The following is a 23,928-nucleotide window of genomic DNA, read 5'->3' as shown; positions in this document are numbered from 1 at the left end:
CGTTTGTTTGCGACGGGTCAATCGGTGAAATAACAGACCAGTTGCTGGCGCACCACATCACCGGTCAGTTGCAGGTGTTGCGCCTGCAGATCATGCACCTGAACCGCACGGTTGACCGCAGATTCGGTGCTGGTGGGCGTCGGGGCCCCGGGCAGGCGTTCAGGGTGATATCGGCAATGCTGGATGTCGGGAAACAGCGCCGCGTAGGCGATGCCGGTTTCTACCAGGTCCTGGAAAAAGTGAGAACCGTAGGACAGGTCTGGCACCATCTCGCCGGCCTTTTCTGAGACCTCGACCAGGGCGGCGACCCCGGCAATGTCCGCAAAGCGAACCGGAACGCCAAGATCCGGGCTGCTGGTGCCCCAGCGGCCCGGGCCGATCAGCAGGGTGGGCACACCGGATGCGCGGACAGCTTCGCCGACACGGCGGGCAACGTCATAGCGCTGGCTGGTGGACAGCCCGGCGTAGACCGACGCGTCGACCCGGATCACCCGTTCGATGGCCAGGTTGATGTTGCCGCCCATGAAGTGGCCCTGGGTTCTGAACAGTAGCTTACGCTCAGGCAAGTCGCCGGGCAGAGCCACCGGCCCGGTCTCGCCGATGGTCGCCAGCGGGCGGCATTGCACCAGGTTGAAGGCGGGGTTGCCCTGTTGGTCCAGGTGCAGGGTGAATTCCACATCCACCGGGTGCCGGTAGCCCGCTTCCAGGGTTTGCAGCAGATGCGACAGCCGGCTGATAAACGGAGTGCGCTGCACCAAAGGGCGGAAGGTCAGCCGCCACACCGGGCCTTGCAAGCCAATCTGCTCGGCCCGGGTACTGGCCGCCCGATCCACCTCGGCCAGGTGATCCATGGGCAGATCGTTGGTGGTTTCCAGCAACTGGCTCAGGGGCCGGGTGTCGAGCTTTCCATCCTGTAGGTCCAGCAAATCCACCAGGTGCTGGGAATACCGGTAGCTTTCGTCCTGGTTGCGGAACGGCTGGCGCATGGGATGGTCCAGCGCCATCACGCAGGCGTGATCGCCTTCAATGCGGTCAACCGCCCGGGTGCCCAGGCCCATCACCAGCCGGACCATCCCCGCTTCCGGGTCCATGCTGCTGTCCCAGGCGAAGGTGTTGCGCGACACCCCTACCCCGGCGGCATCGGGCAGGTAATAGCGACCATGAAACCGCCCGTTGACCCGCTGGATCAGCAGCGCCATGGGCTCTTCCCGCTGGTCCAGGCCCCGCTGTTTGCGGTACACCAGGGCATCTTCACTCATGGATGACGCGTACACCTGGCGGATTGCGTCTTCCAGTGCCGACAGCCGTTGTTCCGGTGCCCCCTGGTTGACCAGGAACACGCTGTCGTATTTACCGGCAAAAGCATTGCCAAAGCCGTCTTCCTGCAGGCTCGACGAGCGCACCAGGATAGGGTACTGGCCGTAATGGTCCAGCAGTCGCTCCAGCTCGGCCTGTATCTCGTGGGGAAACTTGCCGGCCAGGATCGCGGCTCTGAGCGCGGGCGCCTCACTCAGGTAACCCTCCCCGGAGCGTTGCCGCATGATCGCCGGCCAGAGCCCGTTATGGACCAGGAAAGCGTAATAGGCGTCGGTGCCCAGATAACTGGAATCGTGGGGCTCCAGCTGGCTTTGCCATGGCTCGGTGGCGTCTTTTAACAGAATGTTGCGGGCAATCAGCATGCCGGTGGCCTTGCCGCCGATATAGCCGCTGCCGACCAGGCGGCTGCGAATGCCCAGCAGGTCCTCCAGCGACAGGTAACGCCGTGCCAGTTCCAGTATCCGGGAATCGCGGCTGATCATTACCTGCAGTACTTGCTCCTGCAGGTCGTCGATACAGTCGGTGTCCTGGTCGGACAAAGCCCTGCTGGCTTCCTGGAACAATCGGTCCCAATAGTCCAGCAGGGGCTGGCGGTGCAGGTGTTCAAGCTCCAGGCTGGCTTGCAGTCGGGTGGCATCACTGCTGTCGGTTATGGGTTGAAACTGTCCATCATGCTCCCGGTGCGGCAGAAACATGGTGGGCGATTGCCGCCGCCAGGCCTTGATCGGATGAATCTGCACGTCATCGCCGTGGCGATGCACATCAATCATCACCTGGGTGGTCTGGCGAATCCGGTCCAGGGTCATCCGGGAGTGTCTTTCCGGGTGCAGGGCAAACCAGGCCACGGTGTCCAGTTCAAACAGAAACGGGCACACCACCCGGAAGAAATTACCGACCATGGCATCGGTTGCCCAGGCGTTGAGCAGCTCGCTCAGGCTGTCGCAGACATAAAAGGCGCCACGGCCATGCTGTTCGATCAGGTGCCAGACTCGACTGGTAAAGCTTTCAAAGCCACCGAGGGCGTCGATGGTGATGGTTCGAACCGACGGGTGGTCCCGGATAATCGGGGCATGGTCACCAAAGCGAAGGTAGATAATCTGCCGGCCGGCGTCAGAAGCGGCGTCTACGAAGGGAAGAACAAATCGGCGATAGTCGTCCAGGTCGGAAACCCGCCAGACCACGTTATCGCCGATTCGAAGGCCATCCAGAACCTCATCCAGCCCACTCAGGCCGGTGGAAACCCGGTCATCAGGCTGGAGAGGTTCGTTGCTGATCATGGCCGGATCAGATCACACCCATGGCGTTCATCGCCTTGGCAACGCGCAGGAAGCCATTGATATTGGCGCCCAGCACGTAGTTGCCCTCGGCACCGAACTCGGCGGCGGTCTCGTAGCAGTTCTTGTGGATATCGATCATGATCTCCTCAAGGCGCTTCTGGGTGTAATCGAAGGTCCAGGAGTCGCGGCTGGCGTTCTGCTGCATTTCCAGGGCGGACGTGGCAACACCGCCGGCGTTGGCGGCCTTGCCAGGGCCATAGGCAATCTTGGCATCCTGAAACACGATAATGCCTTCAGGCGTGGTCGGCATATTGGCGCCTTCGGCCACGGCAACACAGCCGTTTTCGACCAGCATCTTGGCGTCTTTGCCGTTCAGCTCGTTCTGGGTTGCGCAGGGCAGCGCCACATCGCAAGGCACGCTCCAGATGTTGCCGTCTTCCACATACTTGGCGTCTTTGTGGTATTCAGTGTAGGCGCTGATCCGGCGACGCTCCACTTCCTTGATGCGCTTCAGGGTCTGCAGGTCGATGCCCTTCTCATGGACGATCATGCCCTGGGAATCGGAGCAGGCAATGACCTTGGCGCCCAGCTCGTGGGCTTTCTCGATGGCGTAAATGGCCACGTTGCCGGAACCGGAAACCACCACGGTTTTGCCTTCCAGCGAGTCACCACGGGCTTTCAGCATTTCGTGGGTGAAGAACACCGTGCCGTAACCGGTGGCTTCAGTACGGGCGCGGCTGCCGCCCCAGTCCAGGCCCTTGCCGGTAAACACGCCGGACTCGTAACGGTTGGTGATGCGCTTGTACTGGCCGAACAGGTAACCGATTTCACGACCACCTACGCCGATATCGCCGGCAGGTACGTCGGTGTACTCGCCCAGGTGGCGGTACAGCTCGGTCATCATGCTCTGGCAGAAACGCATGATTTCGTCGTCGGACTTGCCCTTGGGGTCAAAGTCACTGCCGCCTTTACCGCCGCCAATGGGCAGGCCGGTCAGGGCGTTCTTGAAAATCTGTTCAAAGCCCAGGAACTTGATGATGCCGAGGTACACGGACGGGTGGAAGCGCATGCCACCTTTATAGGGCCCCAGGGCGCTGTTGAATTCGACGCGGAAGGCGCGGTTGATATGAATCTCGCCGCTGTCGTCCTGCCAGGGCACACGGAAGATGATCTGGCGCTCGGGCTCACAGATACGCTGGATGATCTTCTTGTCGGCAAACTCCGGGTACTTCACCAGAACCGGCCCGAGGGTTTCCAGAACTTCGTGAACCGCCTGGTGGAATTCACTCTCACCCGGGTTGCGGTGCAGCACGTCCTGGAAAATCGGTTCGAGTTTTTCGTCGAGTTTAACTGTCATGGCAAGGCCCTCGGAATACGCGTATTGAAAACCGCAAAAATGCGGATGCCCAAAAAAAGGGCAGTGATTGCACCACATTGGCGCGTTAGTTGGCAAGTCGGTCGCGCAAAATTTATTCACCCTTTGCCTTCCGGGATACCTCCTTCGGGGTGCGGCATTGTGTCTCAAGCCAGCAATGCCCTCGCCCTTTAAAATTGCCAAAAATCATCATTCCCGCCGTTTGAAATGCGCTGTTAAAAGGAACGCCCTTCATGCTCAAGAAACGTCTGGCTCGCAGTATCAGCCTGGTGTTGGCTGGCTTTACCCTCACTCCCGCCGTTCACGCCCAGATGGAAGGAGAAGATTCGTTGCTGATACGGGTGACGGAGGGGCAATCTGCGGAGGCGGCAAGGCTTTCGGCTGCCGCGGTGCAGTCGGAGCCGGCACAGCGGTTGTCGGGCAGCGCGTCGGTGTCTCTGTCTCGAATGGGGGGGCGGGGGCTTGACCCGGTGATTCGAGGTCAGAACGAGGAACGGGTAGACGTGCTGCTGGATGGCATGCGGGTTGAAGGTGCCTGCCCAAGCCGGATGGACCCGCCCACCAGTCGATTGAGTACCTCGCTGGCACCGGTGCTGGAAGTGCGCACCAGTAATCGCACCCTGCGTTGGGGGCCGATTGCCGGGGGGCAGGTAGTGGCGACCACGGCGGCTCCGGAATTCGCGGATGACAACCTGACCACCGGGCACCTGACTCTGGGTGGTGCAGACAATGGTGATGGCAAGTTAATGAATGGCAGTGTAGCTGTTGGCAGTAAAGCCTCCTACCTGCGGATGGCCGCCGGCTATGACGAAGCCAACGATTATGAGGACGGCGACGGCAACAAGGTTCGCAGTTCCTATGAGAACACTGAGGGCCGGGTGGATGCTGCCTGGACCGCAGACAACGGCTTTTATATCAAAGGCCTGGTCAGCCGGCAGGAAGAGCGGGATGTGAAGTTCCCGGGCCGTGGCATGGATGCGCCAAAAACCGATACTGACCTCTATCGGATGGAAATCGGCGCACCGGTGGCCGAGGGTGGCTGGAGCCTGATGGCCTGGCAGGCAGACGTGGACCATGTGATGGATAACTTCAGCCTGCGGGAGTCTGCCATGAAAATGCAGACCGACTCGCAAACCCGCACCCAGGGTGCCCGTCTGGTGCTGGACCAGACCATCAACTTTACCAAAGACATCGCCATTGGTTTGGACGTGGAACGTAATGAGTGGGATGCCACCATGTACAACGGCATGAATCTGGACAACCCGGCGTCGTTGATGTGGCCGGGTGTGGAGCGGGACCGTGTTGGTGTCTTCGTGGAGGCATTTCACCGGATTCGGGTCAATACCCGCCTGGGTGCCGGTATCCGCTATGACCGGGTTGAAATGGATGCCACCCGCGCCGGAGACAGCTTCCGGATGATGCCCGGGGCGCCCATGACCATGACCCCGGCGATGCTGTATATGAGCGCCTATGGAGTCACGGACACCAAGGCCGACGATAACAATGTCAGCGGCTTTATCACCGGCGAGTGGCGTTTGTCTCCGGCCAACACTCTGGAAGCCACCGCTTCCCACAGTGTTCGTTCCCCCAGCGTGAACGAGCGCTACGTTGCCCAGAGAACGATGCGAGGCTCCTGGATTGGTAATCCGGATCTGGAAACCGAAAAGCACAACAAGCTGGAAGTGAGCCTGTCTGGCCGTGATGGCAACTGGAGCTGGCGCCCGGCGGTCTGGGTAGACCAGGTGGAAGATTATGTTTATCGATTTGATACCCGCAATCCCGATGGCACGGTGGATACCCGGTACGCCAACATAGATGCCCGGTTACTGGGTGTGGAAGGTCTGGTTGGCTGGAGCAACGGCACCTGGAGTACCAGCAGCAAACTCGCCTCCGTTCGCGGTGAGAACCGGGATGCCGACAAGGCGTTGCCTCGCATTCCGCCAGTTCAGTTTATCCAGACCCTCGGGTGGCAGCATCAGGGCCATACCATCGAAGCGGAATGGCAACTGGCGCGCCGGCAGGACCGGGTAGATCTGGAGTCCGGCCTGGACCCAAGCACCTCTCCGGGCTATGGCGTTATTAATCTCTCTGGCACCCATCCATTGATGGCGAACCTGAGCTTCACTTGGGCACTGGATAATCTGTTTGATAACACCTGGGCGTATCATGTCAGCAAGGACAACCTGGCAGACAGCGGTGTGTTCAGGGTTAATGAACCTGGTCGTACCGTACGCGCCGCGCTGACCGCGCGTTGGTGACATCGATTATGGCGGTTGCCCGCTTCTCATAGCCGGCGGGTGATCTTGTGCCCCGGGCAGACAGCCAGTCTGCCCGGGGCCTTTTTTTGAGGAGGTGGTCCGGGATTCGGAATGGCTGGACGAATGTGGCTAGAATGAAAGCGCTTTCGTTTTTAAAGTCATCGGATTATCAGGTTTGTTATGAGTCATCGACCCGGCTGGGTGTTCTACTGTTCTTTCGTGCTGCTGGTTTTGTTTGTGGTGGCCGGGGGCCTGATGCCCGCCGAGTTGTTACGCTATGCCAATGAGGCACTGGATTTCACCACCCTGCATTTTGGCTGGCTGTATCTGTTTGCCACTTCTGGATTTCTGGTGTTCTGCATTGCCGTTGCTGCCGGTAATTACGGCAAGATTCGCCTGGGTGCCGATGGTGAGGCACCGGAGTTTTCCTATCTGACCTGGCTGGGCATGATCTTTTCCGCCGGTATGGGTGTTGGCCTGGTGTTCTGGGCCGTGGCCGAGCCCATGAGCCATTTTGTGGCGCCCCCGTTTGACTCGGCTGAGCCCCGTGGCCCACAGGCCGCGAGCATGGCGATGCGGTATTCCTTGTTTCACTGGGGCTTTCACCAGTGGGCCAACTTTGCCCTGGTGGGTCTGGCCATTGCCTATGTGCGCTTCCGCCTGCAACGCCCCGGTTTGATCAGTGAAGCCTTCCGCTCCACTCTGGGTAACCGGGTGGACTCGGGTATCGGACATTCCATCAATATCCTCGCCGTTGTCTCCACCGTGTTCGGGGTGGCGACCACCCTAGGCCTGGGCGTCATCCAGATCAACAGTGGTTTGGGGGCGGTGGCCGGTACCGCGTTCGGCGTCACCCAACAACTGTTCATTCTGGCCGGCGTTGCGGTTGTGTTCCTGCTGTGTTCCCTGGCGCCACTGGAGAGCGGGATTCGCTATGTGAGTGATGCCAACATGCTGCTGGCGGCAGGGTTGCTGGTGTTCGTGTTCTTTATGGGCCCAACAGACTTCATTACCGCCGCCATGACCAATGCCATTGGTGACTATTTCGCCAACATGGTCGGCATGAGCCTGGTGATGACGCCCTACACCGGCGATGACTGGGTGGAGCGATGGACCATCTTCTACTGGGCCTGGGGGCTGTCCTGGGCACCCTTTGTCGGTAGTTTTATTGCCCGGATCTCCCGGGGCCGAACCATCCGGGAGTTCGTGTTCGGGGTGATTGGCATGCCGGTGTTGCTCAGTATTGTCTGGTTCTCCACCTTTGGCGGCTCCGCGTTGTATTTCGAACTGTTTGAGGGGGCCGCCCTGGGTGACGCCGTGCTGGCGGAGATGAGCTCGGCCCTGTTCGCCACCCTGAACTACCTGCCGGGCACTACCATTATTGGCGGCCTGATGCTGGTGCTGATCGTGCTGTTCGTTATTACTTCCGCCAACTCGGCTACCTTTGTGCTGGGTATGTTTACCAGTAAAGGGGTTCTGAACCCGAAACGCTGGTCCCGCTTGACCTGGGGCATAGTGCAGGTGTCGGTGGCCGGGGTACTGTTGCTCAGTGGCGGACTGGAAGCGCTCCAGACCATTTCAATACTGGCTGCCTTCCCGTTCATGGTGTTGATGATTTTTATGGCTGTTGCCCTGTTGAAATCACTGCGAAACGAGCAGCGGCAGATCGAGTTGCACGAGGCCATGACCAGAGAGCGCTTGCTGCGCCTGCTGGCAGAAAACGATCACCTTGGTGATGAGCGGGCTGGCTCTGAACCCGGGTTGAAGCCCGAGGAGCCCGGGAAAAACGAATGATCATCCGTTGAATGGTACCGGATGGATTTTCTGATGTTGGCTGACTGTCGGTTGTGGCTGTGAATATTTGTCGCACCCTGTTAACAATCCGAATACGGTAACGGGTTGTATAGTAACTTTGCGCGAAAGCGCGACTCAACCATCCTGAGCGTAGACACTACCCATGTACAAACGTTTTGTTCCTCTCCTGATTCTGGCCGCGGGTATTGCGGGCTTCATTGTGCTCAAGGCAACGCGCCCCGAGCCTGCCCAAGTGGCCGCCACCGAACGTAGCTGGCGGGTAGAGGTTCAGGTCGTGGCTCCTGCCACCGGAGTGCCTGTGTTGCCGTTGTACGGTGAAGTGGTGGCGCCTGACCAGCAAACGGTGGCTGCCACCATGGCTGGCCGCATTGCCGAGCGCCCGGCAGCGGAGGGTGCCCGGGTGAACCGTGGTGACCTTTTGTTGGCCCTGGACGAAGCAGACATTGAGCCGGCTCTTGCCCAGGCGCGGGCTCAGGTTCAGGATTTGCAGGCCCAGATCCGCTCGGAGCAGGTTCGCCATCGGAACGACCAGCGGGCTTTAGAAAGTGAACAGGCCATCGCCGACAACGCCCGCCGTCAGTTTGAACGGATTGAAGCCCTGGTGGGTCGGAACCTGGCTTCCCGGGAGAACCTGGAAGCGGCAACCGACGCCCTGGCCCGGGCGGAACTGACCGTCAGTACCCGGGAGCGGGCCATCGATGAACACCCGGCCCGGTTGCAAAGCTTGCAGGCCAGATTACTGCAAGCCACCGCTAACCTGACGGCCACAGAACGGGACGGTGACAGGGCCCGCGTCGTCGCGCCCTTTGATGGTGTGGTTACCAACGTGCAGGTGGCTGTGGGTGATCAGGTATCCCGCAATCAGTCGCTGTTGTCGATTTATCCGCTGGCCGGGCTCGAAGTGCGCGCCAGGGTGCCGGAAGTCTTCCAGCGGGAATTGATCGGGGCGCTGGAGCGGGGTGACACCCTCAACGCCTACAGCCGCAACCGGGAGCATCGGTTCACGTTAACCCGCTTTGCCGGGATTGCTGACCCCGCAGGCACCGAAGCGGTGTTGACGCTCGACGGGGCGCCGGCGGGCTTGAGGCCGGGTGCGCTGCTGCCGCTGACCCTTGAGCGACCCGCCCGGGAACAGGCGGTGGAAGTGCCATTCAGTGCCCTGTACGGCGCCGATAGCATCTATCTGATGACCGACGATCAGCGCATGCAGCGGGTGCAGGTGGAGCGCATCGGCGAGGCGATAGCCAGTAACGGCGAGCGTCGTTTGCTGATCGCCGGCGAGCAGCTTACGCCAGGCGCCCGCCTGATCATTACCCACCTCCCCAATGCCATGACCGGCCTGAAAGTTGAAGTGGCCGGTGACAACGGGGAGTCGTCAGAGTGAGGCGCAGGAAAGGCATTATCGGTTTCTTCGTCCACCACCGGGTAGCCGGCAATCTGGTTATGCTGGTGATGATTCTTGGTGGTGTGCTGGCCCTGAGCCGGATGAACATCCAGTTCTTTCCTACCTTTGCGTTGGATGTGGTCAGTGTGCGGGTGGTCTGGAGCGGTGCGTCTGCCGAGGACGTCGAACGGGGGATCACGGACCCTCTGGAGCAACGGCTCCGAAGTGTCGATGGCCTGAAGAAAATGACGTCTACCTCCGCTCAGGGCATCTCTTCCATCACCCTGGAATTCCATGAGGGCACCGATCCGATTCAGGCGGTGGACGACGTGCGCCAGCAGGTGGACGAGTTCAATAACCTGCCGGCTGACGCTGAAGAACCGCAGGTAGCCCGCATCGAACGTTATGAGCCGGTAGCCCGCCTGTTGATCTATGGCGACGTGGACCGCAGTGAACTGCGCAATCTGGTTTACCGGTTTGAAGACGAGCTGTTGGACCGGGGCATTGACCGCATCGCTATCCGTGGTTTACCGGAGCAGCAGATCAGTATCGATGTGCCGGCGGAACGGCTGGAAACCCTCGGTCTCTCGCTTGAACAGATTGCCGACCGGGTAGCCTCCCTGTCACGGGATTTGCCAGCGGGTATGATGGCGCAGCAGGACGCTACCCGGGAACTTCGCTCCATCGAGCAACGGCGCAGCCCGCAGGCCTTTGAAACCGTTCCGGTGCTCAGTGGTGACCGGGTGCGGATGCAGCTGGGCGATATCGCTATCATCCGCCAGGAAGCCCGTGACAACCAGACGGTGATGGAGAACCATGGCGTGCCTGCGGTGGAACTACAGCTGCAGCGCTCGGAAAACGGCAACTCTCTGGCCGCCGCCAAGGTGCTGGAAATTTGGCTGGAAGACACCCGGCCGGTGCTGCCGGATTCCATCAAAATGGAAGTGTATGACGAAACCTGGCAGCTGTTGCAGGATCGTATCTCCCTGTTGGTCAACAACGGCCTGGGTGGTCTGGTGCTGGTGGTGGGGTTGCTGTACCTGTTCCTGCCGGGGCGCGTGGCCATGTGGGTGGCGATCGGAATTCCCACCGCCTTTCTGGCCGCGCTGGCGGTGCTCTGGCTGATTGGTGGCTCCATCAACATGATTTCCCTGTTTGCCCTGATCATGGCGCTGGGGGTGATTGTGGATGACGCCATCGTGGTGGGTGAGGATGCCGATGCCCATGCGCGGATGGGCGAGGAATCCATTTATGCCTCCGAGGGTGCCGCCAAGCGCATGGTTTGGCCGGTGCTGGCATCGTCTCTGACCACGGTAGCGGCGTTTATGCCGTTGCTGGTGGTGGGGGGCGTGATTGGCAACATCCTGGGCGACATCCCCTTGGTGATGATCTGTGTCCTGATTGCCTCGCTGGTGGAGTGCTTCATTGTGCTGCCGGCGCACTTGCGCCACGCCTTCAAGCGTAAAACTGAAAAGGCGGGCCAGCCGGCGCCTGCAAAGCGTCAGCCAAACCCGGTCACTCGGCTTCGCAATGGCTTTGAGCGGCGGTTTGATGCTTTTCGCGATGGCCCGTTCCGGCGATTTTCTCGCTACAGCCTGAAGCATCGCGGCGTGACGGTGGCCAGCGCTCTGGCCCTGGCAATCCTCACCGTCGGTCTGCTGGCTGGCGGTCGTCTGGGCTTCAATTTTTTCCCGACACCGGAGCCCTCGGTGTTCTATGCCAACGCCAGTTTTGTCGCCGGTACCGATAAACGCGAGGTGGCGGATTTCATGCGCGAGATGCAGCGCACGCTGAATGAAACAGAGCAGGCGCTGGGTGGCAACCTGATTCTTCATGCGGTCACCACCTACGGTGCCACCCAGGGAGCCGAGGGCAGTTCCCGCAACGACGATGAGTTGGGCTCGATGCTGGTGGAACTGGTGCCGTCGGATCGGCGCGACGTCCGCAACCCGGAGTTCATTGAGCAATGGCGCAAGCGCCTTCCGTTACCCGCAGGGCTGGATTCGCTCAACATCAGTGAGCGCCAGTCCGGACCGCCGGGGCGGGATGTGAACATTCGCCTGACCGGCGACAGCGCCGATAACCTCAAACGCGCGGCCGACGAAGTGGCCCAGGCTCTCAGTACCCTGCCGGGCGTGCTGGATGTGGAAGACGACATGCCCTGGGGCCGGGAGCAGTTGATCTATCAGGTTAGCCCCTATGGTGAAGCCCTGGGCCTGACCACCGTGGATCTCGGGCGTCAGCTGCGGGCAGCCTTTGATGGCCGGATTGCCCAGATCTATCAGGACGGCCGTGACGAGATCGAAGTGCGGGTGCAGCTACCCCGCGATCAACGGGAGCGGTATTCCACCCTCGAGCAAATGACGGTGCGTATTCCGGATGGCCGATTCGTGCCGTTGACCCAGGTAATGAACCTGGACCACCGCCAGGGTTTCCAGGCCCTGCGCCATGCCGACGGCAAACTGGCGGTGGAGGTGACCTCGGCCCTGAATACCCGGGTGGCCACCACCGATCAGGTACTGGAAAGCCTGCAGGCCGGCGCCCTGCCGGATATCGCCAGTCGGTACGGTGTGCGTTACAGCTTTGAGGGGCGGTCTGCCGATCAGCGGGAGACCATGGATGACATGAAAACCGGGTTAATGATCGGGTTGGCGCTGATGTACGTGGTGCTGGCCTGGGTGTTTGCCTCCTGGAGTCTGCCGCTGATCGTAATGGCGATCATTCCCTTTGCCCTGGTGGGTGCCTTGTTGGGGCATTGGCTGATGGGGTTGCAGCTCACCATTCTGTCGTTGTTCGGGCTGTTTGGCTTGTCCGGTATTGTGGTCAACAACGCGATTATTCTGGTGTCGTTCTATAACCAGCAGCGCCAGAAAGGACTGGGTATTACCGATGCCCTCAATGAGGCGGCCGTGCAGCGGGTTCGAGCGGTACTGTTGACCTCCCTCACCACCATTGGTGGCTTGCTGCCGCTGTTGTTTGAAACCTCCCTGCAGGCGCAGTTCCTGATTCCCATGGCGACGTCCATCGCCTTTGGCCTGGGCCTGTCCACTTTCCTGGTGTTGCTGGTGATACCGGCACTGTTGTCGTGGCTGGAGCAGTTCCGGGAATGGCGTGCGCAGCGCCATGGCGAAACGCCGGAACCCCTGCAGGGTTGAACGTTGGGGGGCGAATTGGCCAACGGGGAGAACGTTAAGGTGCACAGTGCAGTAAACGTCAGCGGTTTACGTAAAACCTTCGGCCAGGGCGATTCGGCCGTTGCCGTGTTGTCTGACCTGGGCTTTGATCTGCCTGCCGGCAGTTCGTTGGCCCTGATGGGGCGTTCCGGCTCTGGCAAGTCCACCTTGCTGAATATTCTGTGTGGGCTAGAGCAAGTGGATGCCGGCACCGTGACATTGTTTGGCGAGTGCGGCCGGACCGCAGACTGGCCACGCCTGCGCCGCGAGCGAATCGGTGTGGTGTTTCAGGAAGCCAACCTGATGCCCACCTTGTCGCTGCTGGATAACGTGCGCTTTCGCGCTTCGCTGGCCGGCCAGCCGGAAACCCGTTGCCAACATTGGCTGGAGGTGCTTGATATCGGGGAGCTCGGCCACCGGTTTCCGGACCAGGTGTCTGGCGGCCAGCGCCAGCGGGCCGCGCTGGCCATGGTCTTCGCCATGGCGCCGGATCTGATTCTGGCAGACGAACCCACCGGCAGCCTGGATCGCAACACGGCCAACGAGGTGGCTGATGAGCTGTTCAGGCTCCAGGGCGATACCGGTTGCAGCCTGATTCTCGCTACCCACGACCCGGAGCTGGCTGCCCGCTGCCAGCAGACGCTGGACCTTGGCCATCGGTCCGGGGGCTGAGCGCCCATGACGGTGTTTACCGCCCTATTCAGCCACTATCGCCGGCACCCCTGGCAGGGCGCCGCGCTGGCCCTTCTGATGCTGCTGGCCACCGCCTTGTGGACCGGTATTCACCACCTCACCAGCCAGGCCCGCGACAGCCTCGGCCAGAGTGAACGGCTGGTGGAGGTGCGTGAACAAGTGCAGCGAGTTGATGGCGCAGCGCTCACGGTGGAGGATTTTGTCTTGCTTCGCCGCCAGGGCCTGTGCGTGATGCCTTGGCTGGAAGTCTTGCCGGAGGGGCAGTCCCGCCGGGTGATTGGCGTCGACCCTTTGGCAGCCCTGTGTTTTCAGGGCCAGGCTGATGTCGCCAGCTTCGATGGCCAGCCACTGGTCGGCCAGCCGTTTCTGGATATCGCCGACGCAGCTTCTCTAACGGCCGCCGAACAGCAGCTGTTCCTGATCCTGGCCGCGGGCGAGGGTCCTTTGCCCTCGGCCTATCGCGTGGCCCCTTTCGCTTTGTCACCGGATACCGGTCAGCTGGGCGACAGTTTCCTGCTGAACCTGGATGCCTTGAGTGTGCTGGTGTTGCTGATTACCGGGTTGCTCCTGCGCAGTGTCTATCTGTTGTCGTTGTCCCAGCGCCGGGACAGTTTCGCGCTCCTGGCCCGCTTTGGGGTGTCTGGCCGGCGGGTGCGCGGGCATCTGCTATTGGAGCTTCTGTGTCTTGCCGCTCTCACCCTGATTCCCGGTATCTGGCTGGGCCAGGCGCTGGCATCGGTACTGGAAGGTGGCTTCACCAATGTCATGGAAGGACTGTTTGATAGCCGTCAGTTAGCGACCGGCGGCAATCACTGGCGGGTGCCCGCATTGGTGATGACCGTGCTGCTGCTCGCCGTGGCCATGGTGGATTGGCTGATGCCGATGGTTGCCCGCGTCACGCCGGGCAGCCGCCTGCGGCCCGCAGCGGCCACATTGTTGGTGTCGGTTGGCCTGGCTGGTGTGTGGCTGGCTAATGCCTTGTGGCTGCTGTTTGTGGCACTGGCACTGGTGTTAGCCGGTATCGGGTGGTTAATGCCCCGGGGTCTGTCCTTGATCTCTGGTGCAGGTGTGCGTGCCAGCGCGCAACCGGGTTGGCGCTGGTGGTGGGCCGAGTTTGGCGTGTTGTGCCGGCGCCTGGCGTTGCCCCTGGTGGCGTTACAGTTCTCCCTGGCCATGGTGTTGGCCGTGCAGGCTTTGGTGATTACCTTTGAAGATACCTTTGATCGCTGGCTGAGCCAGCGATTGTCGGCGGATGTCTACGTGCAGGTGCCCGAGGGCGCGGACAGCGCACTGGCTGCCAACTGGCTGACGGAGCATCTCCCAAGCGCATACGAAGGGCTTTGGCACCATGTCCAGCGTGGCTTGGGCCGCTTCCGGCATGGGCAAGCCTGGCAGGATGTGGATATCTTTGCCGTGGCACCGGTTGGCCCATTGATGACCGGCTGGGGCCTGCTTGAGCAGACATCACAGCCCTGGCAGACACTGGCGTCTGGTGCCGGTGTGATGGTTAACGAGCAGCTCGCCTACCGCCTGGACTTGTCCGTGGGCGAAGAGCTGGAGCTGGTGCTGGCGGAGCAGGCCCTTAACTTGCCGGTGCTGGGTATCTACCCGGATTACGGCCGGCCTGCGGGGGAAGTGCTGATTGCAGGGCAAATTCTACCGGCGGACTTTGAGGTGACCTTCGAGAGCTTCTCGATCTCCCCGGCCAGTGTCCCTATTGAAACCATCACTGACGCGTTGCGGGCACTCTGGGCCGAGCCGGCATTGACCATCCGGGACAATCGTGCCATTCAGGACCTGGCCAACCGGGTGTTCGAGCAGACCTTTATGCTGACCCGTGCCATGACGGTGCTGACCCTGGCCCTGGCGGCGGTTGCCCTGTTACTGATGGGCTGGGTATTTCTGTCCACCCGCCTGTGGTACTTCCGGCTGCTGGAAGTCTGGGGTATGACTAAAGCAGAAATCTTCCGGAAACTCCTGCTGTTGGCGCTGGCAGTGACCCTGAGTGCAGCGGCGCTGGCTTTACCGCTGGGTGTTGGCCTGACCTGGGTGCTGGTGCAGCGCATCAACCCCCTGGCCTTCGGCTGGTCACTGCCGATGGCTGTCTATCCGGTTTTCTGGTTGGAATTGCTGGCCCTGGCGTTGCTCATCGGCGGCTGTATTGCCTTGCTGATGCGCCGGCAGTTGGGGCGCCCTGCGGTTCGCCCATCGGTGGCCGGTAGCGTGACGGGAGAAGAGCGATGAGGCTTCGTTGGCTGACCATGATGCTTGTCTACGGGCTGCTTGCAGGCTGCAGCGAGCCGGGCACAGACGCGGGTTTTGCCGGCCTGGGCGGAACGGCCGGCACCGACGGCGGATTCGAGCAGCCGGGACCGGGCACGGAACTGGTATTCCCCCGGGACTTCGGCCCTCATACGGCCCATCGCATCGAATGGTGGTACCTCACCGCGAATTTGGAAACGGACGCTGGCGAACCGCTGGGCTTGCAATGGACCCAGTTCCGCCAGGCCATCGAGCCCCGGGATTATGAATCCCCGTCACCGGAGCCCTCGGCCTGGCCATTGCAGGCGGCCTGGATGGCCCATGCCGCCGTCAGCTACCGGGAGCAGCATTGGTTCGGTGAACGCCTGGCCCGGGGTGATCTGGGCCAGGCGGGTGCCACCGCGGAGCCCTTCCAGGTCTGGCTCGACCACTGGCAACTGAGCACGGGCGAGTCCCCGAACCAGTGGCAGGTACAGGTCAGTCATGGGCAGCCCGATACGGAGAACTACTGGGCGTTTGACCTTGAACTGACCGTGCGGGGGGCGCCGGTGGCCCACGGGGTTGACGGGTTTAGTGCCAAGTCGGCCAGCGGTGAAGGGTCCATGTATTTCAGCCTGGTGGACATCGAGGTGACCGGACAGGTGAGGTTAGGGCGTGAAACGCTGCCGGTAAGGGGCAAGGCCTGGTTCGACCGGGAGTGGAGTAGCCAGTTTCTGAAAGCGGGCCAGCAGGGCTGGGACTGGTTTGCCCTGCACCTGGACTCCGGCGACAAACTGATGGCATTCCAGCTTCGGGAGCAGCAAGATCATTTCCGCTCTGGCACCTGGATACCGGCGGGTGGTGAGCCGATTGCCCTGGCTCCGGGCCAGTTGCAGTTGGAACCGGGCACCGGCGCGGAGCCTGTGCCCACCCGGTGGCGCTTGGCGGTGCCGGACCATGATATTGATCTGACGCTGTCGGCTCCACCAGGTAACTACACCAACGATGGTTTGTATCCCTACTGGGAAAGCCCGGTAACGGTGACTGGCAGTCACACAGGGGCAGGGTATATGGAGCTTACGGGCTACTCCGAGCCGTAGCGCTTTACCAGACCAGGTCGCCGGATGGTGAAGCCTGCTCAGACCGCAGATCAATAATTGCTTCCTGGCTTTGCTGCTCGGCTTCAATCAGCTCCCGCAGCCGGATTTCCTGTTCTTCCAGGGGGCCGGACAGATCAATGATGATTTCCACGCGCCGGTTCTTGGCCCGGTTGTCTGCGGTGGTGTTTGCGACCCGGGGGCGGGTATCGGCCAGGCCGGTTACTCGCAGGCGCTCGGGCGACACCTGATCCCGCGCCAGCAGCACATTCGCCACGGCGGCTGCCCGGGCCGCTGACAGGTCCCAGTTGCTGAAGAATCTTTCCGTGCGGATCGGGATGTTGTCGGTGTGGCCTTCCACCGCCAGATCGCCGGGCATGTCGGCCAGTACCTCTGCCATGTCAAGCAGCAAGCCCTCGAATTCCCAGGTCAGCTGAGCAGACCCGGACGGGAACGAGCCCTTCTCTTCGACCCGGATTACAATTCGGCGCTGGTCTTCCGAGACATTAATGCGCCCGTCCATAATCGCCGGCTCCAGCACTTCCAGGATCTCTGCCAGGTTGGCATCCATCTGTTCCTGAATGGCGTCCTGCACCGCCTGCTCGGTGGGGTCGTTAAGTGTCTGCAGTTGCGGCTGCTGATCGGTGGTGGTCTGGCGTATTTCATTGACCACGGTCGGCTCCGGCGGTGCCGGTGAGAACTTGTCGAAGATCGGGCTGGTGCCCATGGGGATTTCGAGGGCCGGAATTTCGCGCTGAACACCGAAGGCTTTGGACAGTTCACCGGCAATCTGCTTGAACTTCTGGGCGTCGATTTCGGAGAACGACAGCAGTAACACGAAGAAGCACATCAGCAACGACATCAGGTCGGCAAAGGTGACCACCCAGGCCGGTATCGCGCGCTTTTCCTCTTCCGGTAACTCGTCCATGGTCAGTCGCTTGCCGTCTCCGCTTCACCGTTCTTTGCGCGTTCTTTCGGGGGCAGGTAAGAAGACAGCATCTGTTCAATGATTCGGGGGTTGGTGCCTTCCTGTATGGCCACCAGCGCATCAATGTAGAGGGACTGCATACGGGCTTCTTCGGTCATTCGCAGCGACAGTTTGTCGGCGATGGGCGTGGCAATCATGGTGGCGATCATGGCGCCGTAAAGCGTGGTGAGGAGCGCCACCGCCATGGCCGGGCCGATGGATTTCGGGTCTTCCATGTTCGACAGCATCTGCACCAGGCCGATCAAGGTACCGATCATACCCATGGCCGGCGCCACATCAGCCAGGGCGTTGAACACCTTGGCCCCGGAACGGTTGTGGTCCAGGGTCATCAACCGCTCTTTGTTAAGCAGTTGCTTGATGGTGTTGGCGTCCTGGCCATCCACCAGCATCTGAATGCCCTGGGCCAGAAACGGCGAGCTGACGTCCCGGCCCTCAAGCCCCAGAACACCCTGTTTGCGGGCAATCTGGGCGACTTCAACCAGCTCGTCTATGCTGGCCTGGGTTTCCGGTAGCTTGAACTTGAACGCCCGGGCAGCCACCTTGAAGGCATCAAGAAACTGGAAAAAGCTGAATTTGGCTAGAACCACCAGCAGGCTGCCGCCCACTACAATCAGTAGTGACGCCGGGTTTAAAAATACCTCGGGAGACACGCCCAGTATCACCGCCGATGCGATAAGCATGATGGCGCCGACCAGGCCGATCAGGGTGGCAAAATCCACGGTTACTCCGTTAACTGCTGGGGGTTGAAGTCAGGGGGCGAGAGAATACCCTTTGATTATTCCTTAATCAATTGTCACCGTGGTGACATCGTCGGATTCCCGGTGTTCTTTCCAGGCGGCGTAGCGATGCAGGTCTGATTCCACCAGTTTCAGGCACAGTGCCACTACGCCGGCGTCGTCCAGAAAGCCGATGCCGAAAATGATGTCCGGAATCAGATCGATGGGGTTCAGCACATACAACAGCGCGCCGGCGATGGCGGCAATGCTTTTCCAGGGAATGGCCCGGTAATCGCCCCGCCAGTAATCCCGTATCAGGGAAAACATCAGCCGCACGTCGGTGGCGAACCGTTGCAGCCGGCCACTGCCCCGAACCTTTTCCTCAATGGCTTTCTGCCGTTCCAGCAGCGGCTTCAGGTCTTCCTTGGCGACCTTATCTGCTTCCTGTTTCAGTTGCGTTGCTGCTGCTCTTTCAGAGAACAATGCCATAGCTGTGCTCAATGGTTATCCGATGACTGTAACGGTAACGAAAGTCGTCCATGTCGTCATCTGTGTTTGTACTGGGTCGGGCAGTAAGCCCGCAAAACACCCTCCGGCCTCAACCGGGCATGCTTTGTGTTACGCCCGCTGACACGCTTGCGCCAAAGCCGGAAGCTGCCTGCTTTCAGCTCCCGACGCATTAGCCTGATGACTTCTTTCTCCGGCAGCCCAAAGCAGGCTTCGATGGCCTCAAAGGGTGTGCGGTCTTCCCAGGCCATTTCGATAACCCGAGACACGTCTTCAGGTGTCAGTGTGGAGCTCATCGCAGCACCTCAGCCCACAAAGATCCGTTTGGCCAGGCCTGCGCCTTTCAGACCTCGGATCGCCAGGGTGGTCACCAGCCCGCCAATCATCGCGCCCACCACACCGCAGGTGAGTATGTCCTGCCCGGTCAGGTACAGGCCGGGGATGTCGGTTTTCGGCCGCAGCCAGCGTTGTTCAAAGCGTTCCGGTGTGTGGTCCAGGCCATAGAGTTCGCCTTGCTCGTAACGGCAGAACCAGGCAGTCGACAGCGGTGTGGAGGTTTCCACATAGTCCACCTTGCCCCGGAGCTGGGGCAGCTTCTCATACATCACCTCCAGCAACTGGTCGGTGATCCGGGCTTTCACTGTCTCGTAATCATCACCTCGTTTGCCCCAGGTGGAGCCCTGCCAGGGCTCGAACATCTCCCAGGTGGTGGGCGCCACAATCTCGATGGTGGACGTGCCCGGCCAGCGATTCTGGTAATCCGGGTCTTTGGCCGCAGGGAAGGAGATGTAGACAACCGGGAATGGGGTGCTTTCCGGGGCTTCCAGAAACGCCTCCACATTGCCATCGTGATCAGCACTGGGGTAGATCCAGAAATTGGTGCGGGGCAGGCCCAGCTCGTCGGGGGTACCCTTCAGGCCAATATAGAGGCCAATGTGTGGCATGGAAGGTTTGATGTGCTCCCGGTTGCGGGCATAGCCAATCCGCTCCGCCTCGGATGCCGGTAACAGCCGTTCGAAGGTATTGATCACCCCCGCATTGCTGATCACCAGTGGGGCGCGGATGTCGTGGCCGTCGGCCATACGCACGCCAACGGCCTTGCCCTTCTCGATCAGGATTTCCTTCACGTCGGCGTAGGTGAGCACATCGCCACCGCCGGCCTGAATCACCGGGATGATGGTTTTGGCAATTTCCGAGGCGCCGCCCACCGGGTAGAAGCCACCATACAGGTAATGCTTGGCAATCAGCGCGTGCACCATAAAGCTGGAATGTTTGGGCGTCACGCCGCAATCGCCCCACTGGCCGGTGATGGCGCCAATCAGCTCCTGGTTGTCGGTCAGGTCGCTTAATACCTCGTAGGTGGTCCGGTTAAAGCAGTCCGGGAGGACGGTTTTCAGGCCCCGGGAAACCAGCGGGCCGGCCAGGGCCGGGGACAGTTTGGACAGGGTGTACCACTGCATGCCGTCGGCAACTTTTCCGAGCAGGGCCAGGTAGCGATCGATGGCTTCGCTTTCGTTCGGGAACGAGGCCAACAGGGAATGCCGCAGGCCCGCCTTGCCGGCCCGAAGGTTGACGACCTTGTCGCCCAGGAAGAAACGGTCGTAGTTCTCGTCCATGGGCGCCCATTCGAGCTTGCCATCGGTGATGTAATCGAACAGCCGGCGGCCAAGAGTATGGCGGGCGCCCATGTCACCAATGTAGTGCACACCCACGTCCCATTCATAGCCGTTGCGGGCATAGCTGTGGGTGTAGCCGCCAGCGGTGTAATGCTGTTCCAGAACCAGCACCTTGTAGCCGGCCTTGGACAGGCAGGCGGCGGTGGTCAGGCCGCCAATACCAGAGCCGATCACCAGGGCGTCATAAGGGCCTTTCAAACGGCTGGCCCGATAGCGGGTGCCGATACGGATGGAGCTGGGTGTCAGTGTTTTTGAGGTTGTTTTCTTTACCACCACGATTTTCCCCACATGTGCGGATTGGCCCAGTTATCGGGATTGTTCCAGGCCCGTTTATGGTTGTAAGTATCCAGATTGTAGGTGTAAAGCGTGAGTGCGCCGTTCTCGGTTTCCAGCTCTGCGTGGCGCTGGAAACCCAAAGCGATGAAATCGGTAAAGCCCCAATCGGAGGACTGGGGCATAACGACGGCAATCTGGTGGGCGCCGTAGTTCCTCAGCTGGCCCAGTAACAGGGCGCCTTCTTCATAGGGAAGGTGCTCAAGGGTGTCGGTGATCAGGGCCAGATCCGGTGTCTGGGCCGGTGGCAGGTGGGCGTTTGGGTCTTTGGTGTCCAGAGTCAGTAACTGGCACCCTGCCTGCTGCTTCCAGACTGCTGCAACGTCGTTGGCGGTGCTTCCGCAAGAAAGCAGGGTTTGGGGTTGGCTGGTGTCGATGATTCGTGCCAGAACCTTGGCCGGGCTGTCCGCTGATGTGCTCATAGAATGGGCCAGTCTGCTGCGTCCACGGTATGCAGGCCCACCGGTTGTGAAGACCTGCCCTGCCATCGCTCAACGAAGGCTCCATCAGGATCGTATTGTTGCGCCTGCTTGTCCAGATTGAATTGCCGCAAGCCTCGCGGGTCTGCGCCCACGCCGGCCAGGTACTGCCAGTTGCCGTAGTTGCTGGCGACATCGTAATCCACCAACTGCTGCTCAAACCAGGCTGCGCCGTAGCGCCAGTCCAGCTCCAGTTCATGCACGAAGCAACTGGCGACCAATTGCCTGGCCCGGTTGCTCATGTAGCCGGTTTCGCGCAGTTGGTTCATGGCGGCGTTGACGATGGGATACTGGGTGTTTCCTTCACACCAGGCCTTAAAACGATGGCCATAGAAGGTCACCTGCCGATGCTTGCGTTGCACACCATCCCGGCGGAACAGGTGGCTGCCGTGTTTGAGCGCGTACCAGTAGAAGTATTCGCGCCAGAGCAGTTCGAACCAGAGCCAGTAGGTGGAATCGTTACGGGTGTGCTGGCGTTCGTAATCTTCGATGGTGGCAGCCACCTCCCGCGCCGACAGGCTGCCATTGGCCAGCCAGGGGGAAAACTTGGAGGACGATTCCCAGTCATCCAGGGCGTTGCGGGTTTCCTTGTAGGTGGCAATGCCGTGGTTGCCAAAACAATACTCTTGCAGGCGCGCGAGCCCTGCAGTCTCTCCGCCCGTAAACGTCAGCGCCGGTGAGGGCTCCGGGATGGGCGGGCATTCGCCCCGGTTGTCTTCCGGGAACCCGGGCGGCGGTGGCAGGGCGGTCAGCGTGCGAATACGCAGAAGATCGGGGCCCCGGTCGCCCTGCTTCTCGATCTGCTTGCGGAACTGGGAAAAGGTTCCGGGCAGCTCGCTGACAGGCATAGGCAGCGAGCCTTCCGTATACAGGCTCAGTGTTTCGAACTCCTGAAACAGAGTGTTTGGCAGCTTCTGTTGAAGCGTCTGCCACTGTTGCGCTTCGATGGTGCCGGGCTGGCGTGAGCGAATAACGCGATCAACGGAATGCTGGTGAACCAGCCCGGGGAGTGCCTGCTCCGGTTCTCCGAAGGCAATGTGCAGGCGCTGCCCCAGGGCCCGCAGGCTGCGCTCCAGGTCGGTCAGGCTTTGCCACAGAAACCGCCATCGATGCTCACCCATCGCCCGGCACTGGAATGGCCCGTTGGCAAACCACCGGGGATCCACCACGTACACGCACAGCAACATGTCAGAGCGGGCTGCCGCCAATAGTGCAGCGTTGTCGTGCATTCGCAGGTCGCGGGTAAACCAGTAAAGCGTTTTCAAAGTATTACACCCTCAGGATATTCCCCTGTTCATACGTCAGTAATTGCCCGGAGGATTGGCATCTGTTTCAGGCCCTGAGGGCACTGACGTGCTAAAGTCCAAGGTTAATGCTGGCAGGCAATTCGACTCAACCGGATACCAGGAGATTGAAAGTGATTAAATCCCGCGCGGCTGTAGCGTTTGAGGCTAACAAGCCACTGGAAATTGTGGAAGTGGATGTGGCGCCGCCTCAAGAGGGCGAAGTGCTGGTGAAGATTGTCGCCACCGGTGTGTGCCATACCGATGCCTACACTCTGTCTGGTGCCGACCCGGAGGGCCTGTTCCCGACGATTCTGGGCCATGAAGGTGGGGGCATTGTGGAAGCGGTTGGCCCGGGCGTGAAAGACCTGAAGGTAGGTGACCATGTCATCCCTCTGTACACCGCTGAGTGTGGCGAGTGTAAGTTCTGTACCTCTGGCAAGACCAACCTGTGCGGTGCGGTGCGGGCGACCCAGGGCAAAGGCGTGATGCCGGATGGTACTTCCCGTTTCTCGTACAAGGGCCAGCCGCTGTACCACTACATGGGCTGCTCTACCTTCTCCGAATACACCGTGCTACCGGAAATTTCCCTGGCCAAGATTCCCAAAGAAGCACCGTTGGAAAAGGTGTGCCTGCTGGGTTGTGGCGTCACCACCGGTATCGGTGCGGTGATGAACACCGCAAAGGTGGAAGAGGGTGCCACTGTGGCCATCTTCGGCCTGGGGGGTATTGGCCTGGCAGCGATCATCGGCGCCACCATGGCCAAGGCCAGCCGAATCATCGCCATCGACATCAACCCGGGCAAGTTTGATATCGCCAGGCAGTTGGGTGCCACCGACGTGGTCAACCCCAACGACTACGACAAGCCGATTCAGGAAGTCATTGTCGAGATGACCGACGGCGGCGTGGACTATTCCTTTGAATGCATCGGTAACGTCAAGGTGATGCGTGCAGCCCTGGAATGCTGCCACAAGGGCTGGGGTGAATCCATCATCATAGGCGTGGCCGGTGCCGGCGAAGAAATCAGCACCCGCCCGTTCCAGCTGGTGACCGGTCGGGTCTGGAAAGGCTCAGCGTTTGGTGGCGTAAAAGGCCGTACCGAGCTGCCGTCTTATGTCGAAAAAGCCAAAACCGGTGAGATTCCGCTGGATGTGTTCATCACCCATGAAATGCCGCTGGAAGACATCAACAAGGCGTTTGATCTGATGCACGAAGGCAAGAGCATTCGTACGGTGATTCACTTCTGATCAGGGGGGTACTCAGGTCAGAATGTCAAAGGGGAGGCCGCCGGCCTCCCCTTTTTTACAGTCATAGAC

The 23,928-nt window shown here is 60.6% G+C and carries 17 protein-coding genes; 8 read left to right on the top strand and 9 right to left on the bottom strand.

Translation table 11 applies throughout. The features are described from left to right. Window positions 1–17: 17 nt before the first annotated feature. Window positions 18–2,594, bottom strand: a complete 2,577-nt coding sequence (locus J122_RS03775; protein ID WP_082780508.1) for a PEP/pyruvate-binding domain-containing protein — start codon at window positions 2,592–2,594, stop codon at window positions 18–20. A 7-nt stretch (window positions 2,595–2,601) separates the two neighbouring features. Further along, complete coding sequence (gdhA, locus tag J122_RS03770; protein WP_061331205.1) at window positions 2,602–3,951, bottom strand: NADP-specific glutamate dehydrogenase; 1,350 nt, start codon at window positions 3,949–3,951, stop codon at window positions 2,602–2,604. A gap of 251 nt (window positions 3,952–4,202) precedes the next feature. Here gdhA and J122_RS03765 point away from each other — a divergent pair, with 251 nt between their 5' ends. The 7 genes from J122_RS03765 to J122_RS03735 all read left to right on the top strand — a co-directional run bounded on the left by J122_RS03765 (window position 4,203) and on the right by J122_RS03735 (window position 16,633). Next, a complete protein-coding gene (locus J122_RS03765) occupies window positions 4,203–6,227 on the top strand; it encodes a TonB-dependent receptor domain-containing protein (RefSeq protein ID WP_156471719.1) in 2,025 nt (674 codons plus the stop codon). Window positions 6,228–6,407: 180 nt separating this feature from the next. Then, a complete protein-coding gene (locus tag J122_RS03760; RefSeq protein WP_082780507.1) occupies window positions 6,408–8,021 on the top strand; it encodes a BCCT family transporter in 1,614 nt (537 codons plus the stop codon). A gap of 163 nt (window positions 8,022–8,184) precedes the next feature. Then, on the top strand, window positions 8,185–9,426 hold the full coding sequence (locus J122_RS03755) for an efflux RND transporter periplasmic adaptor subunit (RefSeq protein ID WP_061331204.1): 1,242 nt from the start codon (window positions 8,185–8,187) through the stop codon (window positions 9,424–9,426). After that, window positions 9,423–12,581 carry an efflux RND transporter permease subunit gene (locus J122_RS03750; protein ID WP_061331203.1) on the top strand — a complete coding sequence of 1,053 codons (3,159 nt, stop codon included), beginning with the start codon at window positions 9,423–9,425 and terminating at the stop codon, window positions 12,579–12,581. The genes J122_RS03755 and J122_RS03750 overlap by 4 nt, the downstream gene beginning before the upstream one ends. A 39-nt stretch (window positions 12,582–12,620) precedes the next feature. Further along, window positions 12,621–13,271 carry an ABC transporter ATP-binding protein gene (locus tag J122_RS03745; protein ID WP_061331424.1) on the top strand — a complete coding sequence of 217 codons (651 nt, stop codon included), beginning with the start codon at window positions 12,621–12,623 and terminating at the stop codon, window positions 13,269–13,271. Window positions 13,272–13,277: 6 nt separating this feature from the next. Next, a complete protein-coding gene (locus tag J122_RS03740; RefSeq protein ID WP_061331202.1) occupies window positions 13,278–15,536 on the top strand; it encodes an FtsX-like permease family protein in 2,259 nt (752 codons plus the stop codon). Then, window positions 15,533–16,633, top strand: a complete 1,101-nt coding sequence (locus J122_RS03735) for a lipocalin-like domain-containing protein (protein ID WP_061331201.1) — start codon at window positions 15,533–15,535, stop codon at window positions 16,631–16,633. Before J122_RS03740 ends, J122_RS03735 begins: the two co-directional genes overlap by 4 nt. Before the next feature lie 4 nt (window positions 16,634–16,637). On the opposite strand, the gene J122_RS03730 is transcribed toward J122_RS03735, so the two are convergent. From J122_RS03730 to J122_RS03700, 7 genes are all read right to left on the bottom strand, one after another. Next, window positions 16,638–17,558: a flagellar motor protein MotB gene (locus J122_RS03730; protein ID WP_061331200.1), complete on the bottom strand. Its 921-nt coding sequence runs from the start codon at window positions 17,556–17,558 to the stop codon at window positions 16,638–16,640. A gap of 2 nt (window positions 17,559–17,560) precedes the next feature. Next, complete coding sequence (gene pomA / locus J122_RS03725; protein ID WP_061331199.1) at window positions 17,561–18,337, bottom strand: flagellar motor protein PomA; 777 nt, start codon at window positions 18,335–18,337, stop codon at window positions 17,561–17,563. Between the two features lie 63 nt (window positions 18,338–18,400). Continuing rightward, the gene (locus J122_RS03720; protein ID WP_061331198.1) at window positions 18,401–18,823 is read right to left on the bottom strand and encodes a YkvA family protein; all 423 of its coding nucleotides are present in this window, start codon (window positions 18,821–18,823) and stop codon (window positions 18,401–18,403) included. Between the two features lie 56 nt (window positions 18,824–18,879). After that, window positions 18,880–19,137 carry a TIGR03643 family protein gene (locus J122_RS03715; protein WP_061331197.1) on the bottom strand — a complete coding sequence of 86 codons (258 nt, stop codon included), beginning with the start codon at window positions 19,135–19,137 and terminating at the stop codon, window positions 18,880–18,882. 9 nt (window positions 19,138–19,146) lie between these two features. Next, window positions 19,147–20,790: a phytoene desaturase family protein gene (locus tag J122_RS03710; protein WP_227510083.1), complete on the bottom strand. Its 1,644-nt coding sequence runs from the start codon at window positions 20,788–20,790 to the stop codon at window positions 19,147–19,149. Next, entirely contained in the window at window positions 20,784–21,272 is a 489-nt protein-coding gene (locus J122_RS03705; protein WP_061331195.1) for a DUF6231 family protein, read from the bottom strand. Before J122_RS03705 ends, J122_RS03710 begins: the two co-directional genes overlap by 7 nt. Further along, window positions 21,269–22,594 (bottom strand): DASH family cryptochrome, encoded by a 1,326-nt coding sequence (locus J122_RS03700; RefSeq protein ID WP_061331194.1) that lies wholly within the window; start codon window positions 22,592–22,594, stop codon window positions 21,269–21,271. Before J122_RS03700 ends, J122_RS03705 begins: the two co-directional genes overlap by 4 nt. 152 nt (window positions 22,595–22,746) lie before the next feature. Between J122_RS03700 and J122_RS03695 the strand changes: the two genes are divergently transcribed. After that, window positions 22,747–23,859: an S-(hydroxymethyl)glutathione dehydrogenase/class III alcohol dehydrogenase gene (locus J122_RS03695; RefSeq protein ID WP_061331193.1), complete on the top strand. Its 1,113-nt coding sequence runs from the start codon at window positions 22,747–22,749 to the stop codon at window positions 23,857–23,859. Window positions 23,860–23,928: the final 69 nt, after the last annotated feature.

The organism is Marinobacter excellens LAMA 842, assembly GCF_001574445.1.
Lineage (GTDB): Bacteria > Pseudomonadota > Gammaproteobacteria > Pseudomonadales > Oleiphilaceae > Marinobacter > Marinobacter shengliensis.
The sequence above is the reverse complement of the archived record's forward strand: the minus strand, read 5'-3'. Positions and strand labels throughout refer to the sequence as shown.

Coding starts and splice junctions, on each gene's coding strand:
- J122_RS03775 (WP_082780508.1), bottom strand. CDS start 2,594: ATGATCAGCAACGAACCTCTCCAGCCTGATGACCGGGTTTCCACCGGC.
- J122_RS03765 (WP_156471719.1), top strand. CDS start 4,203: ATGCTCAAGAAACGTCTGGCTCGCAGTATCAGCCTGGTGTTGGCTGGC.
- J122_RS03715 (WP_061331197.1), bottom strand. CDS start 19,137: ATGAGCTCCACACTGACACCTGAAGACGTGTCTCGGGTTATCGAAATG.
- gdhA (WP_061331205.1), bottom strand. CDS start 3,951: ATGACAGTTAAACTCGACGAAAAACTCGAACCGATTTTCCAGGACGTG.
- J122_RS03740 (WP_061331202.1), top strand. CDS start 13,278: ATGACGGTGTTTACCGCCCTATTCAGCCACTATCGCCGGCACCCCTGG.
- J122_RS03720 (WP_061331198.1), bottom strand. CDS start 18,823: ATGGCATTGTTCTCTGAAAGAGCAGCAGCAACGCAACTGAAACAGGAA.
- J122_RS03705 (WP_061331195.1), bottom strand. CDS start 21,272: ATGAGCACATCAGCGGACAGCCCGGCCAAGGTTCTGGCACGAATCATC.
- J122_RS03755 (WP_061331204.1), top strand. CDS start 8,185: ATGTACAAACGTTTTGTTCCTCTCCTGATTCTGGCCGCGGGTATTGCG.
- J122_RS03735 (WP_061331201.1), top strand. CDS start 15,533: ATGAGGCTTCGTTGGCTGACCATGATGCTTGTCTACGGGCTGCTTGCA.
- J122_RS03760 (WP_082780507.1), top strand. CDS start 6,408: ATGAGTCATCGACCCGGCTGGGTGTTCTACTGTTCTTTCGTGCTGCTG.
- J122_RS03730 (WP_061331200.1), bottom strand. CDS start 17,558: ATGGACGAGTTACCGGAAGAGGAAAAGCGCGCGATACCGGCCTGGGTG.